Annotated in this window: 13 protein-coding genes and 1 other annotated feature; of the genes, 10 read left to right on the top strand and 3 right to left on the bottom strand. The window is 56.9% G+C overall.

The genetic code is table 11. The annotated features are described in order from the left end of the window. Window positions 1-1,194 carry a multidrug efflux RND transporter periplasmic adaptor subunit AcrA gene (acrA, locus tag SK53_RS10335; RefSeq protein WP_022650498.1) on the bottom strand — a complete coding sequence of 398 codons (1,194 nt, stop codon included), beginning with the start codon at window positions 1,192-1,194 and terminating at the stop codon, window positions 1-3. Between the two features lie 141 nt (window positions 1,195-1,335). Here acrA and acrR point away from each other — a divergent pair, with 141 nt between their 5' ends. Further along, complete coding sequence (gene acrR / locus SK53_RS10330; RefSeq protein WP_032608669.1) at window positions 1,336-1,989, top strand: multidrug efflux transporter transcriptional repressor AcrR; 654 nt, start codon at window positions 1,336-1,338, stop codon at window positions 1,987-1,989. Window positions 1,990-2,102: 113 nt separating this feature from the next. Next, window positions 2,103-5,450 (top strand): mechanosensitive channel MscK, encoded by a 3,348-nt coding sequence (mscK, locus tag SK53_RS10325; protein ID WP_048209257.1) that lies wholly within the window; start codon window positions 2,103-2,105, stop codon window positions 5,448-5,450. Window position 5,451: 1 nt separating this feature from the next. Here the strand turns inward: mscK and rsmS are convergent, their stop codons facing one another. Continuing rightward, window positions 5,452-5,628 carry a pleiotropic regulatory protein RsmS gene (gene rsmS, locus SK53_RS10320; protein WP_022650501.1) on the bottom strand — a complete coding sequence of 59 codons (177 nt, stop codon included), beginning with the start codon at window positions 5,626-5,628 and terminating at the stop codon, window positions 5,452-5,454. Between the two features lie 12 nt (window positions 5,629-5,640). After that, window positions 5,641-6,168 (bottom strand): primosomal replication protein N'', encoded by a 528-nt coding sequence (gene priC, locus SK53_RS10315; RefSeq protein ID WP_045346373.1) that lies wholly within the window; start codon window positions 6,166-6,168, stop codon window positions 5,641-5,643. Between the two features lie 50 nt (window positions 6,169-6,218). On the opposite strand from priC, the gene SK53_RS10310 reads away from it, so the two are divergent. From SK53_RS10310 to hemH, 8 genes are all read left to right on the top strand, one after another. Continuing rightward, window positions 6,219-6,596, top strand: a complete 378-nt coding sequence (locus SK53_RS10310; RefSeq protein WP_022650503.1) for a DUF454 family protein — start codon at window positions 6,219-6,221, stop codon at window positions 6,594-6,596. A 151-nt stretch (window positions 6,597-6,747) separates the two neighbouring features. Further along, window positions 6,748-7,299, top strand: coding sequence for an adenine phosphoribosyltransferase (gene apt, locus SK53_RS10305; RefSeq protein WP_000127359.1), 552 nt, complete (start codon window positions 6,748-6,750; stop codon window positions 7,297-7,299). Between the two features lie 88 nt (window positions 7,300-7,387). Then, entirely contained in the window at window positions 7,388-9,316 is a 1,929-nt protein-coding gene (dnaX, locus tag SK53_RS10300) for a DNA polymerase III subunit gamma/tau (RefSeq protein ID WP_017383214.1), read from the top strand. Beyond that, window positions 8,646-8,710, top strand: a sequence feature (DnaX frameshifting element). Its footprint overlaps the gene before it by 65 nt. Before the next feature lie 53 nt (window positions 9,317-9,369). After that, window positions 9,370-9,702, top strand: a complete 333-nt coding sequence (locus SK53_RS10295) for a YbaB/EbfC family nucleoid-associated protein (RefSeq protein WP_003858972.1) — start codon at window positions 9,370-9,372, stop codon at window positions 9,700-9,702. Further along, complete coding sequence (recR, locus tag SK53_RS10290; RefSeq protein WP_006809843.1) at window positions 9,702-10,307, top strand: recombination mediator RecR; 606 nt, start codon at window positions 9,702-9,704, stop codon at window positions 10,305-10,307. The genes SK53_RS10295 and recR overlap by 1 nt, the downstream gene beginning before the upstream one ends. Window positions 10,308-10,417: 110 nt before the next feature. After that, complete coding sequence (gene htpG / locus SK53_RS10285) at window positions 10,418-12,292, top strand: molecular chaperone HtpG (RefSeq protein WP_048209255.1); 1,875 nt, start codon at window positions 10,418-10,420, stop codon at window positions 12,290-12,292. Window positions 12,293-12,487: 195 nt separating this feature from the next. Further along, window positions 12,488-13,132, top strand: a complete 645-nt coding sequence (gene adk / locus SK53_RS10280; protein WP_006809841.1) for an adenylate kinase — start codon at window positions 12,488-12,490, stop codon at window positions 13,130-13,132. Between the two features lie 124 nt (window positions 13,133-13,256). Beyond that, entirely contained in the window at window positions 13,257-14,219 is a 963-nt protein-coding gene (gene hemH, locus SK53_RS10275; protein ID WP_003858963.1) for a ferrochelatase, read from the top strand. Window positions 14,220-14,281 lie beyond the last annotated feature (62 nt).

Here is a 14,281-nt window from a genome sequence, read left to right as displayed (position 1 = left end):
TTAAGACTTGGTTTGTTCTGACTGGCCAGCGGCCGACGCTTGTTGTTTGTCGTCAGATTTCACTTCCTGCGCTTTGACCTGCGCGCCAGGACGAACTTTTTGCAAACCAGTAATAATCACGCGATCGCCATCTTTCAGACCTTCCGTCACCAGCCACTTATCGCCAATCGCCTGCGTTGCAGTGATATTGCGCATTTCGACTTTGTTATCGGCACCCACAACCAGCGCGCTCGCATCGCCGCGTGGCGTACGGGTCACACCCTGCTGAGGAACCAGAATGGCGCTTGGGTTAGTCCCTTCCTCAAGACGGGCGCGTACGAACATACCCGGCAGCAGGGTTTTATCCGGATTCGGGAAAATGGCCCGGATGGTGATTGAGCCGGTGGTCTGATCGACGGTCACATCAGAAAATTCCAGTGTACCGGTCTGCGAGAACTCGATACCGTCGTTGGTAACCAGTTCAACCTTGGCTTTACCGTTTTCCTGTTTCAGTTGACCGCTTGCCAGCTCCTGTTTGAGACGCAGGAAATCGTTGCTGGACTGGGTAACGTCAACATAGATCGGGTCAAGCTGCTGCACGGTGGCCAGTGCGTTGGTCTGACCGTTTTGCACCAGTGCACCTTCGGTGACGGCAGATTTACCAATGCGACCGCTGATAGGGGAGGTCACTTTGGTGTAGGCCAGGTTAATACGCGCGGTTTCTACCGCCGCTTTCGCCGCCACAACGGCCGCGTTGGCTTGCTGCGCATCGGCCAGGGCTGAATCATAATCCTGTTGGCTGATGTACTGCGTGCCGAGCAGCTTCTTGTAACGATTCAACGTCAGCTGCGAAATTTTGGCTGCCGCTTCTGCTTTCGCCAGATCGCCTTTAGCGCTCTCATAAGACGCCTGGTAGGTTGCTGGATCAATCTGATACAGAGACTCACCTGCCTTGACATCACCGCCTTCGGTGAAGTTACGTTTCAGGATGATACCGCTTACCTGCGGACGCACTTCCGCAATGCGATAGGCGCTGGTGCGGCCCGGTAGTTCTGTTGTCATCTGGAGAGGTTCGGATTTGAGCGTCACGACGCCAACTTCTGGCACCTGCTGAGCTCCTTGTTGAGCCTCTTTGTCGTCACATCCTGTAAGCGCTAAGCTGCCTGAGAGCATCAGAACGACCGCCAGAGGCGTTAACCCTCTGTTTTTGTTCATATGTAAACCTCGAGTGTCCGATTTCAAATTGATCAAGGGTCCTGAGTCTAAAAACCCATTGCTGCGTTTATATTATCGTCATGCTATGGTACATACATTCATAAATGTATGTAAATCTGACTCCTGTAAATTCATCAACGTATGGCACGAAAAACCAAACAACAAGCGCTGGAAACCCGACAACACATTCTGGATGTGGCAATGCGTTTGTTCTCACAGCAGGGTGTTTCGGCAACCTCGCTGGCACAGATTGCTCAGGCCGCGGGCGTCACGCGGGGAGCGATTTACTGGCATTTCAAAGACAAGTCCGATCTGTTTGGTGAAATCTGGGAGCTTTCAGAGTCCAGCATTAGCGATCTTGAGAGTGAGTATCGGGCAAAATTCCCTCACGATCCACTCTCTGTGTTAAGAGAAATTCTAGTATATATCCTTGAAGCGACAGTTGTTGAAGAGCGCCGCCGTCTGATGATGGAAATCATCTTCCATAAATGTGAGTTCGTTGGCGAAATGGCGGTGGTTCAGCAGGCGCAGCGCGACCTGTGTCTGGAAAGCTACGATCGCATCGAACAGGTCCTCACGGAGTGCATGCAGGCCAAAATGCTTCCTGCTACCTTACTCACCCGCCGGGCGGCGATCCTGATGCGCAGCTATATTTCCGGCCTGATGGAAAACTGGCTTTTTGCTCCGGAGTCGTTCGATCTCAGATCAGAGGCGCGCAGCTATGTCGACATTTTTCTTGAGATGTGCCAGCTCTGTCCGACCCTTCAAAGTAAGCATCACCCCCGTTCTACCTGATCGGGTACGGGAAAAATCGTAGACCCTTTCCGTCGTACTATTCTGCTTCAGCCGGGCGTGATATCCTTCATGCCCGACTATTTCCGGTCATTTCTCACATCACATTCACAACTATGCTGCACATCAATCGCTCGCAACATCTTGTTCTGGCCCTGTTTTTGATCCTGCTGTTTTACTTTGCAGCCGCGCCGCTTTCCTGGGCCCGTGCAGACAACGGCAGTGACATTCCCACGCGTGCTGATGTTCAGGCGCAACTCGACACCCTGAATAAGCAGAAAGATCTGTCCGCCCTGGAAAAACTTGTTCAGCAGGACCTGACGGAAACCCTGGAAACGCTGGACAAGATAGAGCGCATCAAAGCCGAAACGGCCCAGCTGAGGCAGAAGGTCGCTCAGGCGCCGGAAAACATGCGTAAGGCTACGGAGGCGCTGAATGCGCTCAGCGACGTCGACAACGACGATGAAACCCGAAAAACGCTTGCCACGCTGTCGTTGCGCCAGCTTGAGTCGCGCGTGGCGCAGCTGCTGGACGATCTGCAAACGGCGCAGTCCGATCTCTCAACCTATAACAGCCAGCTGGTTTCGCTGCAAACCCAGCCTGAGCGCGTGCAGAACGCCATGTACTCCGCATCGCAACAGCTACAGCAGATACGTAACCGTCTGAATGGCGTCACCGTTGGGGAAGGGGCGCTTCGCCCCACCCAGCAAACGCTGCTGAATATCCAGCAGACGCTGCTAAACGCGGAGATTGAACAGCAGCGTAAGAGCCTGGAAGGCAACACGGTGCTACAGGATGCGCTGCAAAAACAGCGTGACTACGTGACCGCGAATATCAACCGGCTTGAGCATCAACTTCAGCTGTTGCAGGAAGCGGTAAACAGCAAGCGCCTGACCCTGACTGAAAAAACGGCCCAGGAAGCGGTCTCGCCAGACGAGACGGCGCGTATTCAGGCCAACCCGCTGGTGAAGCAGGAGCTGGAGATTAACCACCAGCTGAGCGAACGTCTGATCCAGGCGACTGAAAGCGGCAGCGCGCTGGTGCAGCAGAATATCAAGGTCAAAAACTGGCTGGATCGCGCGTTGCAGGCCGAGCGTAACGTCAAGGAGCAGATTGCCGTCCTGAAGGGCAGCCTGCTGCTGTCGCGCATTCTCTACCAGCAACAGCAGACGCTGCCGTCCGCCGACGAGCTGGAAGACATGACCAATCGCATTGCGGATTTGCGTCTTGAACAGTTTGACGTCAACCAGCAGCGCGATGCGCTATTCCAGAGCGATACCTTCGTTGCCAAAGTGGAAGAGGGCCATTCAGGTGAAGTGAACGCTGAAGTTCACGACGCGCTGTTGCAGGTGGTGGACATGCGCCGCGAACTGCTCGATCAGCTCAACAAGCAGCTGGGCAACCAGTTGATGATGGCGATTAACCTGCAAATCAACCAGCAGCAGCTGGTGAGCGTTTCTAAAAGCCTCCAGGAGATCCTGACCCAGCAGATTTTCTGGGTGAACAGCAATAAACCCATGGACTGGGACTGGTTTAAATCTTTCCCGGAAACGCTGAAATCCCAGATAAAAAGCATGAAAATTACCGTGAACTGGGAGAAAGCCTGGCCTGCGGTAATGATTGCCTTCCTGGCGGGACTGCCTTTGCTGCTCATCGCTGGCGTAATACGCTGGCGTTTGAAATGGCTGAAACAGTACCAGGCGAAGCTGGCCTCGGAAGTGGGCCAACTGCGTAACGACAGCCAGCTGCACACCCCGAAAGCGATCCTGATCGATCTGATCCGTGCTCTGCCGGTCTGCCTGTTGATACTCGCCGTGGGCCTGATCCTGCTGACCATGCAGTTGAATATCAGCGATCTGCTGTGGGCGTTCAGCAAGAAGCTGGCGCTGTTCTGGCTGGTGTTTGGCCTGTGCTGGAAAGTGCTGGAAAAAGATGGCGTCGCCGTCCGCCACTTCAACATGCCGGAAAAACTCACCAGCCACTGGCGTCGCCAGATTGTACGCATCAGCCTCGCGCTGCTGCCGCTGCACTTCTGGTCAGTTGTGGCCGAGCTTTCGCCGCTGCATCTGATGGATGACGTACTGGGGCAACTGGTGATTATGCTGAACCTGCTGCTGATTGCCGTCCTTATGTGGCCGATGTGCCGCGACAGCTGGCGGGATAAAGAGTCCCATAATCTTCGTCTGGTTACCGTAACGGTGCTGGCGATCATTCCGCTGGCGCTGATGGTGCTGACGGCGACGGGTTACTTCTATACCACGCTGCGTCTGTCAGGCCGCTGGATCGAAACGGTTTATCTGGTGATTGTGTGGAACCTGCTGTTCCAGACCGTGCTGCGTGGTTTGAGCGTAGCGGCGCGCCGCATTGCGTATCGTCGTGCTGTTGCCCGTCGGCAGCATCAGGTGAAAGAGGGGGCTGAAGGGGCAGAGCCGCAGGAAGAGCCGACTATCGCCCTGGAGCAGGTCAACCAGCAAACGATGCGTATTACCATGCTGGTGATGATCGCCCTGTTTGCGGTGATGTTCTGGGCCATCTGGTCTGATTTAATTACCGTCTTCGCCTACCTCGACAGTATCACGCTCTGGCAATACAACGGTACCGAAGCGGGCGCTGCGGTAATGAAAAGCGTCACCATGGGCAGCCTGCTCTTTGCGCTGGTGTCGTCAGTGGTTGCCTGGGCGTTGATCCGCAACCTGCCGGGTCTGCTGGAAGTGCTGGTGCTCTCGAGGCTGAACCTGCGTCAGGGGGCGTCGTACGCCATTACTACCATCCTGAACTACGTCATTATTATTGTCGGGGCGATGACGGTATTCGGCTCGCTGGGCGTCTCGTGGGATAAACTTCAGTGGCTGGCGGCAGCGTTGTCGGTGGGTCTCGGCTTCGGCTTGCAGGAGATCTTCGGTAATTTTGTCTCTGGCCTGATTATCCTGTTCGAACGTCCGGTGCGTATCGGCGATACCGTCACCATCGGCACCTTCTCCGGGACCGTCAGCAAGATCCGCATCCGTGCGACCACCATTACCGACTTCGATCGTAAAGAGGTGATCATCCCGAACAAAGCCTTTGTGACCGAGCGCCTGATCAACTGGTCGCTCTCGGATACCACCACCCGCGTGGTGATCCGACTCGGGGTGGCCTACGGTTCAGATCTGGATAAAGTGAAAGAGGTCCTGCTGGAAGCCGCGAAATCACATCCTAAAGTGATGCACGATCCTGCGCCTGACGTGTTCTTCACCACCTTCGGGCCAAGCACGCTGGATCATGAGCTGCGCCTGTACGTACGCGAACTGCGCGATCGCAGCTACACCGTCGATGAGCTGAACCGCACCATTGACCGTCTGTGTCGTGAAAACAACATTAATATCGCCTTCAACCAGCTTGAAGTGCACCTGCGTAACGAGAAAGGTGACGAGCATACGGAAGTGAAGCGCGAAATTAAGGGGGACGACCCGACTCCCGCCTGAATTATTTCCCTCTCCCCTCTGGGGAGAGGGCAGGGTGAGGGGGAAGTTTCCCCTCAAAATCCCGCCGCACAATCTCCAGCGCTTTCAGCACCGTCTCAGCCGGGATCGCATGATTCTCCAGCAGCATAATTAAATCGACGGCCAGTTTGACCTCATCGGGGGCATTTTCCAGTGACATCAGCGGCTCCTGTTAACGGGTCAGGCGTTCAATGACGCGTTCAATCTCATCCAGCGCCTGACGGCAGCGGACGATGCGGCCTTCCAGCGCGCTGATTTCACGCATTAATAACTGCTGCTCTTCCAGCGTTTCGCTGATGTTCAGGCGGGCTTCGCGCTCACGCTTCATCTCAAACAGACGGCGCTCAAACTCCTGGTTCTCCAGCCGCTTGCGCTGCCATTTTCCGAGCCCAGGCGAGGCGCTGTCCCACGCCCGTAGCGGCCAGGCGGCGATTTCCCGGTGCAGGGCGGTGATCTGCTCGGTAAGATGCTCCGCAAGCCACGCGACCTGTTCCTGCTGTTCACTCTCAACCGCGTGGCGAAGCTCGTCGAGGTTGGTCTGCGCTTCAGCAAGATAATCCTGAATGACGGTGCTGCGGGTGCGGAAGAGCTGCCGGTCAAAGCGCGGTTTCAGCGTGGCGTGGCCCATCAGCGGTGTGGCCTGCGCCCGCAGCGCGATCAGCTGATTTTGCAGCCTCTCAAGAAGCAGTGCTGTTTTCAAGGCGCTCTCCAGTGGTAAAGTAGCCGTTCAGTTTGATAACGATTCGCATTATGCAGCGTACTATTTTAATCATCATTGGCTGGCTCGCGGTAGTGCTGGGTACGCTGGGTGTGGTTTTGCCCTTGCTGCCGACCACCCCGTTTATCCTGTTGGCCGCCTGGTGCTTCGCCCGCTCGTCGCCGCGTTTTCACCACTGGCTTCTGTACCGCTCGTGGTTCGGCGGCTACCTGCGGCACTGGCAAAAACACCGGGCTATGCCGCCCGGGGCCAAGCCGCGCGCCATTGCCTTCATCCTGATCACCTTCGCCGTCTCGTTATGGCTGGTGAAAATGATGTGGGTGCGCATTCTGCTGCTGGCGATCCTGGCCTGCCTGCTGATCTTTATGTGGCGGATCCCCGTGGTTGATGAAAAGCAACAAAAGCACTGAAGCCTCATCATGGCGGTTGCAATTATGGCGCACAGCCAGTAAATTCGACCGTTTTCGAGCACAGGTGCGCCTGGTCAAAGGTTAAACAACTGTTACTTTGACCGACTCGTCGCGCGCCGTGAGTAACACTGTTTCATTTAGGCACAAACCGATGACCGCAACTGCACAGCAGCTTGAATATCTGAAAAATAGCATCAAAAGTATCCAGGACTATCCAAAACCTGGCATTCTTTTCCGCGATGTCACCAGCTTGCTGGAAGACCCGAAAGCGTACGCCCTCAGCATTGAACTGCTGGTTGAGCGTTATAAAAACGCCGGGATCACCAAAGTAGTAGGTACTGAAGCCCGTGGCTTCCTGTTTGGCGCACCGGTTGCGCTGGCGATGGGCGTGGGTTTTGTGCCGGTGCGTAAGCCGCGCAAACTGCCGCGTGAAACCATTGCTGAGAGCTATGAGCTGGAATACGGCACCGATCAGCTGGAAATTCACGTTGATGCTATCAAGCCAGGCGACAAAGTGCTGGTGGTGGACGATCTGCTGGCAACCGGCGGCACCATCGAAGCGACCGTGAAGCTGATCCGTCGTCTGGGCGGGGAAGTGACCGACGCGGCATTCATCATCAACCTGTTCGATCTCGGCGGCGAGCAGCGTCTGGAAAAACAGGGTATTACCAGCTACAGCCTGGTGCCATTCCCGGGACATTAATCCCATATCTCACAACCTCGCTCAATGGGTGAGGTTGTGATAGCATTCCCCTCCATTAATTCACCTTCCAGCGTTGCAGAGCCTGCCCATGAGTTATCAGGTGTTAGCCCGTAAATGGCGACCACAAACCTTTGCTGACGTTGTCGGTCAGGAACATGTGCTGACGGCCCTGGCGAACGGCTTGTCGCTAGGTCGCATCCATCACGCCTATCTTTTTTCCGGCACCCGCGGCGTCGGTAAAACCTCTATTGCCCGTCTGCTGGCAAAAGGTCTGAACTGCGAAACCGGGATCACCGCCACCCCGTGCGGCGTGTGCGACAACTGTCGTGAGATCGAGCAGGGGCGTTTTGTCGATCTGATTGAGATCGACGCCGCCTCGCGCACCAAAGTGGAAGACACCCGCGATCTGCTCGACAACGTGCAGTACGCCCCGGCGCGCGGCCGCTTCAAGGTCTATCTGATCGATGAAGTGCACATGCTGTCGCGCCACAGCTTCAACGCCCTGCTGAAAACGCTGGAAGAGCCGCCTGCGCATGTCAAATTCCTGCTGGCGACCACCGATCCGCAAAAGCTGCCGGTTACGATCCTCTCACGCTGCCTGCAATTCCATCTGAAGGCGCTCGACGTTGAGCAGATCCGCGCTCAGCTTGAGCATATCCTTGATGAAGAGAACATTGTCCATGAACCGCGTGCGCTGCAACTGCTGGCCCGTGCCGCGGACGGCAGCCTGCGCGATGCGCTGAGCCTGACCGACCAGGCGATTGCCAGCGGTGACGGTAAACTCTCCACCGACGCGGTCAGCACCATGCTCGGCACGCTGGATGACGATCAGGCGCTGTCGCTTATTGAAGCGATGATTGCCGCCAACGGTGAGCGGGTAATGACCCTCGTCAACGACGCCGCTGCCCGTGGCATTGAGTGGGAAGCGCTGCTGGTCGAGATGCTCAGCCTGCTACACCGCGTGGCGATGCTGCAACTGTCTCCGTCGGCCATTGGCGCGGACATGGCGACCATTGAGCAGCGGATGCGTGAACTTGCGCGCACCGTGCCGCCGGCTGACGTTCAGCTTTATTATCAGACGCTGCTGATCGGCCGCAAAGAGCTGCCGTTTGCACCGGATCGCCGGATGGGCGTTGAAATGACGCTGCTGCGCGCACTGGCCTTCCATCCGCGCAAGCCACTGCCGGAGCCGGAAACGCCCCGGCAGTCCTTTGCGCCGGTTGCGCCGACCGCGGTAATGTCACCGCAGCAGGTGCCACCGCAACCGGCATCGCCGCCGCCGCAAAACGTGCCGCTGTCGGATGCCACCAGTTCGGTGCTTGCCGCACGAAGCCAGTTGCAACGTGCGCAGGGAGCAACCAAACCAAAAAAGAGTGAACCGGCAGCGCCTGCAAGAGCGCGGCCGGTGAACAACGCCGCGCTTGAACGACTGGCCTCGGTAACGGAGCGCGTGCAGTCGCGTCCGGCACCGTCCGCGCTCGAGCAAAAAGCCCCGGCGAAAGAAGAGGCATACCGCTGGAAGGCGACTACCGTTGTTGAAACGGTCAAGGAAGTGGTCGCCACGCCAAAAGCGCTGAAAAAGGCGCTGGAGCATGAAAAAACGCCGGAGCTGTCCGCGAAGCTCGCGGAAGAGTCCATCGAGCGCGACGCCTGGGCCGCTGAGGTCAGCAAACTTCAGCTGCCGAAGCTGGTGGAGCAGGTCGCGCTGAACGCCTGGAAAGAGCAGGACGGTAATCAGGTGCGTCTGCACCTGCGCCCTGGCCAGCGGCACCTCAACTCCCCAGGCGCGCAAAAGGCGCTGGCCGAGGCGCTTACCGCATTACAGGGTGTGCCGGTTGAATTGACTATCATTGAAGATGATAATCCGGCGGTGAAAACGCCGCTCGAGTGGCGTCAGGCCATTTATGAAGAGAAGCTCGCGCAGGCGCGCGAGGCGATAATTGCGGATAACAACATCCAGACCCTGCGCCGGTTCTTCGACGCCGATCTGGATGAAGAGAGTATTCGCCCCATTTGATCGTGAGTCTGACTTACGGTTGTAATCCTTAACGTGAAAGAAGAGAGAAGCCTATGTTTGGTGGAAAAGGCGGTCTGGGTGGCCTGATGAAGCAGGCTCAGCAGATGCAGGAAAAAATGCAGAAGATGCAGGAAGAGATCGCTCAACTGGAAGTCACGGGTGAATCCGGTGCCGGTCTGGTCAAGGTGACCATCAACGGTGCGCATAACTGCCGTCGCGTGGAAATCGACCCGAGCCTGCTCGAAGACGACAAAGAGATGCTGGAAGATCTGGTTGCAGCCGCGTTTAACGATGCCGCTCGCCGTATCGACGAAACCCAGAAAGAGAAAATGGCCTCTGTTTCCAGCGGTATGCAACTGCCGCCGGGCTTTAAGATGCCATTCTGATGCAAACCAGTCCGCTGCTCACGCAGTTAATGGAAGCACTGCGCTGCCTGCCGGGCGTTGGCCCGAAGTCGGCGCAGCGTATGGCGTTTACGCTATTGCAGCGCGACCGCAGCGGCGGGATGCGCCTGGCGCAGGCTCTGACCCGCGCCATGTCAGAAATTGGTCACTGTGCGGATTGCCGTACCTTTACCGAGCAGGACGTATGCAACATCTGCACGAACCCGCGTCGTCAGGAAAACGGTCAGATTTGCGTGGTAGAGAGTCCGGCGGACATCTACGCCATCGAACAAACCGGGCAGTTTTCCGGCCGCTATTTCGTGCTGATGGGGCATCTCTCCCCGCTGGACGGCATCGGCCCGGACGATATCGGTCTTGACCGCCTGGAGCAGCGCCTGGAGTCGGAAACCATCAAAGAGGTGATCCTCGCCACCAACCCCACGGTGGAAGGGGAGGCAACCGCCAACTACATCGCCGAACTGTGCGCGCAGTACGGCGTTGACGCCAGCCGCATCGCCCACGGCGTGCCGGTCGGCGGTGAGCTGGAGATGGTCGACGGCACCACGCTGTCGCACTCGCTGGCCGGACGTCACAAGATTATTTTCTGACCAAACGGAGGCTGCGCGCGCGGCCTCCGCTTGAAAATTTCCCCCCTTATCCCCATCTCTCACTCAACGTTTTACAACCCCATTAAATGGCATTGTTGAGGTCGACTTAGATGAAAGGACAAGAAACCCGTGGTTTCCAGTCAGAAGTAAAACAGCTTCTGCACCTGATGATCCATTCCCTGTATTCCAACAAAGAAATTTTCCTGCGTGAGCTGATTTCCAACGCCTCCGATGCGGCGGACAAGCTGCGCTTCCGCGCGCTGTCTAACCCGGATCTGTATGAAGGCGACGGCGAACTGCGCGTGCGCGTCTCGTTCAATAAAGAGAACCGCACCCTGACGATTGCCGATAACGGCATCGGGATGAACCGCGACGAGGTGATCGACCACCTCGGGACCATCGCCAAATCCGGCACCAAAGCGTTCCTTGAGTCCATGGGCTCTGACCAGGCGAAAGACAGCCAGCTGATTGGTCAGTTCGGCGTAGGCTTCTACTCGGCGTTCATCGTGGCGGACAAAGTCACCGTGCGCACTCGCGCCGCGGGCGACAGCGCCGAGAACGGCGTGCTGTGGGAATCCAAAGGGGAAGGCGAGTACACCGTTGATGACATCACCAAAGCGGATCGCGGCACCGAAATCACCCTGCACCTGCGTGAAGGCGAAGACGATTTCCTGAACGACTGGCGCGTACGCTCCATCATCAGCAAGTATTCCGACCACATCGCGCTGCCGGTTGAGATTGAAAAACAGGAAGAGAAAGACGGCGAAACCGTGGTTTCCTGGGAGAAAATCAACAAGGCGCAGGCGCTGTGGACGCGTAACAAAGCTGAAATTAAAGACGACGAGTACAATGAGTTCTACAAGCACATTGCCCACGACTTCACCGATCCGCTGACCTGGAGCCACAACCGTGTGGAAGGGAAGCAGGAGTACACCAGCCTGCTGTACATTCCGGCGCAGGCACCATGGGACATGTGGAACCGCGATCACAAGCACGGCCTGAAGTTGTACGTGCAGCGCGTGTTCATTATGGACGACGCCGAGCAGTTCATGCCGAACTACCTGCGCTTTGTGCGCGGCCTGATTGATTCCAACGATCTGCCGCTGAACGTCTCGCGTGAAATCCTTCAGGACAGCACCGTCACCCGTAACCTGCGTAACGCCCTGACCAAACGTGCGTTGCAGATGCTGGAAAAACTGGCGAAGGACGATGCGGAAAAATACCAGACCTTCTGGAAACAGTTTGGCCTGGTGCTGAAAGAAGGTCCGGCGGAAGACACCGCGAATGTGAAAGCTATCGCTAAACTGCTGCGCTTCGCCTCTACGCACAACGACTCCTCCGCCCAGACCGTGTCGCTGGAAGAGTACGTCTCCCGCATGAAAGAAGGGCAGGAGAAGATCTACTACATCACCGCCGACAGCTATGCGGCAGCGAAGAGCAGCCCGCACCTGGAGCTGCTGCGTAAGAAAGGCATCGAAGTGCTGCTGCTGTCTGACCGCATCGACGAATGGATGATGAACTACCTGACCGAGTTCGACGGTAAGGCGTTCCAGTCCGTTGCCAAAGCTGACGAGTCCATCGACAAGCTGGCAGATGAAGTGGACGAAAGCGCGAAAGAAGCCGAGAAGGCGCTGGAGCCGTTCATTGAGCGCGTGAAAACCCTGCTGGGTGACCGCGTGAAAGAGGTGCGCTTCACGCACCGTCTGACCGATACGCCAGCCATTGTCACCACCGATGCGGACGAAATGAGCACCCAGATGGCGAAACTGTTCGCTGCGGCGGGCCAGGCCGTGCCGGATGTGAAATATATCTTTGAGCTTAATCCGGATCACCCGCTGGTGAAACGCGCGGCGGATACCCAGGACGACGCCCGCTTTGCGGAGTGGGTTGAACTGCTGCTGGATCAGTCCCTGCTGGCCGAGCGCGGTACGCTGGAAGATCCTAACCTGTTCATTAAACGTGTGAATGCGCTGCTGCTGGCGTAACTGACCACGTCTCCCCTGGTCTTCTCCCTCTCCCCGTGGGAGAGGGCCGGGGTGAGGGCACCAGACCGCACTCTCCCAAATTATCTCCCCTCATTAACCGTTTCAGCCTCCCCGCCTTCCTTGAGCGATACCCGTTCTGGTGGTATTGTTTAGCGCTTTTGAAAAATTGAATCGACATTTGAGGGGATTTTCGCAATGCGTATTATTCTGCTTGGCGCTCCGGGCGCGGGTAAGGGAACTCAGGCTCAGTTCATCATGGAGAAATACGGTATTCCGCAAATCTCTACTGGTGACATGCTGCGTGCCGCTGTTAAATCTGGCTCCGAGCTGGGCAAACAAGCTAAAGACATCATGGACGCAGGCAAGCTGGTGACCGACGAACTGGTTATCGCGCTGGTAAAAGAGCGCATTGCTCAGGAAGACTGCCGCAATGGTTTCCTGCTGGACGGCTTCCCGCGCACCATTCCTCAGGCTGACGCCATGAAAGAAGCGGGCATCAACGTGGATTACGTGCTGGAGTTCGACGTACCGGACGAGCTGATCGTTGACCGTATCGTTGGCCGTCGCGTACACGCTGCTTCTGGCCGCGTTTACCACATTAAATTCAACCCACCTAAGGTTGAAGGCAAAGACGACGTGACCGGCGAAGAGCTGACCACCCGTAAAGACGATCAGGAAGAAACCGTGCGTAAACGCCTGGTGGAATACCATCAGATGACCGCACCGCTGATCGGCTACTACACCAAAGAAGCGCAGGCGGGTAACACCAAATACGCGAAAGTGGACGGCACCAAAGCCGTGGCTGACGTACGTGCAGAGCTGGAAAAAATTCTCGGCTAAGCGCACCTCTCTCACCCGGAGCCCCGGGTGAGAAAAATTCTCATCTTACCTATTGCAGCAATGGGTTTCGTTTAAACGCATTTCCGCTACAATTGACAGCCTATCAAATGGTTAAGAGGCGTGAATGAGTCAGGCGAAAACCGGCATCCTGCTTGCCAATCTGGGCACCCCAGAAGCACCTACTCCAGCGGCGGTAAAACGCTACCTGCGACAATTTTTAAGCGACACGCGCGTCGTGGATACCCCAAGACTGCTGTGGTGGCCACTGCTGCGTGGCGTCATTCTGCCGATTCGTTCCCCGCGTGTGGCAAAGCTCTATCAGTCCGTGTGGATGGAAGAGGGCTCGCCGCTGATGGTGTACAGCCGTCGTCAGGAGAAGGCGCTGGCCGCCCGCCTGCCGGACATGCCCGTTGCGCTCGGCATGAGCTACGGTAAGCCGTCCCTGGAAAGCGCCGTTGACTCTCTGCTGGCGCAGGGCGTTGAACACATTGTGGTGCTGGCTCTATATCCGCAGTATTCGTGCTCCACGGTAGCTGCCGTCTGGGACGAACTGGGGCGCATTCTGGCGACCCGCCGCCGTATACCGGGTATCACCTTTATCCGCGACTACGCCGATAACGAGCTGTACATTCAGGCGCTTGCCAGCAGCGTGCGCGCGTCGTTTGAAAAACACGGCGAGCCGGATCTGCTGCTGCTCTCCTATCACGGTATTCCGCAGCGTTTCGCGAACGAAGGGGACGATTACCCCCAGCGTTGCCGCGATACCACCCGCGAGCTGGTCTCCGCCCTCGGCCTGCCGCCTGAGAAGGTGATGATGACCTTCCAGTCGCGCTTCGGCCGTGAACCTTGGCTGACCCCGTATACTGATGAAACGCTAAAAATGCTGGGCGAGAAGGGCGTGAAGCACATTCAGGTGATGTCGCCGGGCTTCTCGGCGGACTGTCTGGAAACGCTGGAAGAAATTGCCGTCCAGAACAAAGAGTTCTTTATGGAGGCGGGCGGAACGAAATACGAATACATTCCTGCGCTTAACGACTCCCCTGAACACATCGACATGATGGTGTCACTGGTCACCACCCGCCGCTGATCGCGTTACGGGCCGGGTTTGTGCTACCATTCCCGGCCCGTATTCTTTGCACAGTTCAGACC

Origin of the sequence: Enterobacter sp. MGH119, assembly GCF_001037675.1 — a bacterium.
GTDB lineage: Bacteria > Pseudomonadota > Gammaproteobacteria > Enterobacterales > Enterobacteriaceae > Enterobacter > Enterobacter hormaechei_C.
The sequence above is the reverse complement of the archived record's forward strand: the minus strand, read 5'-3'. Positions and strand labels throughout refer to the sequence as shown.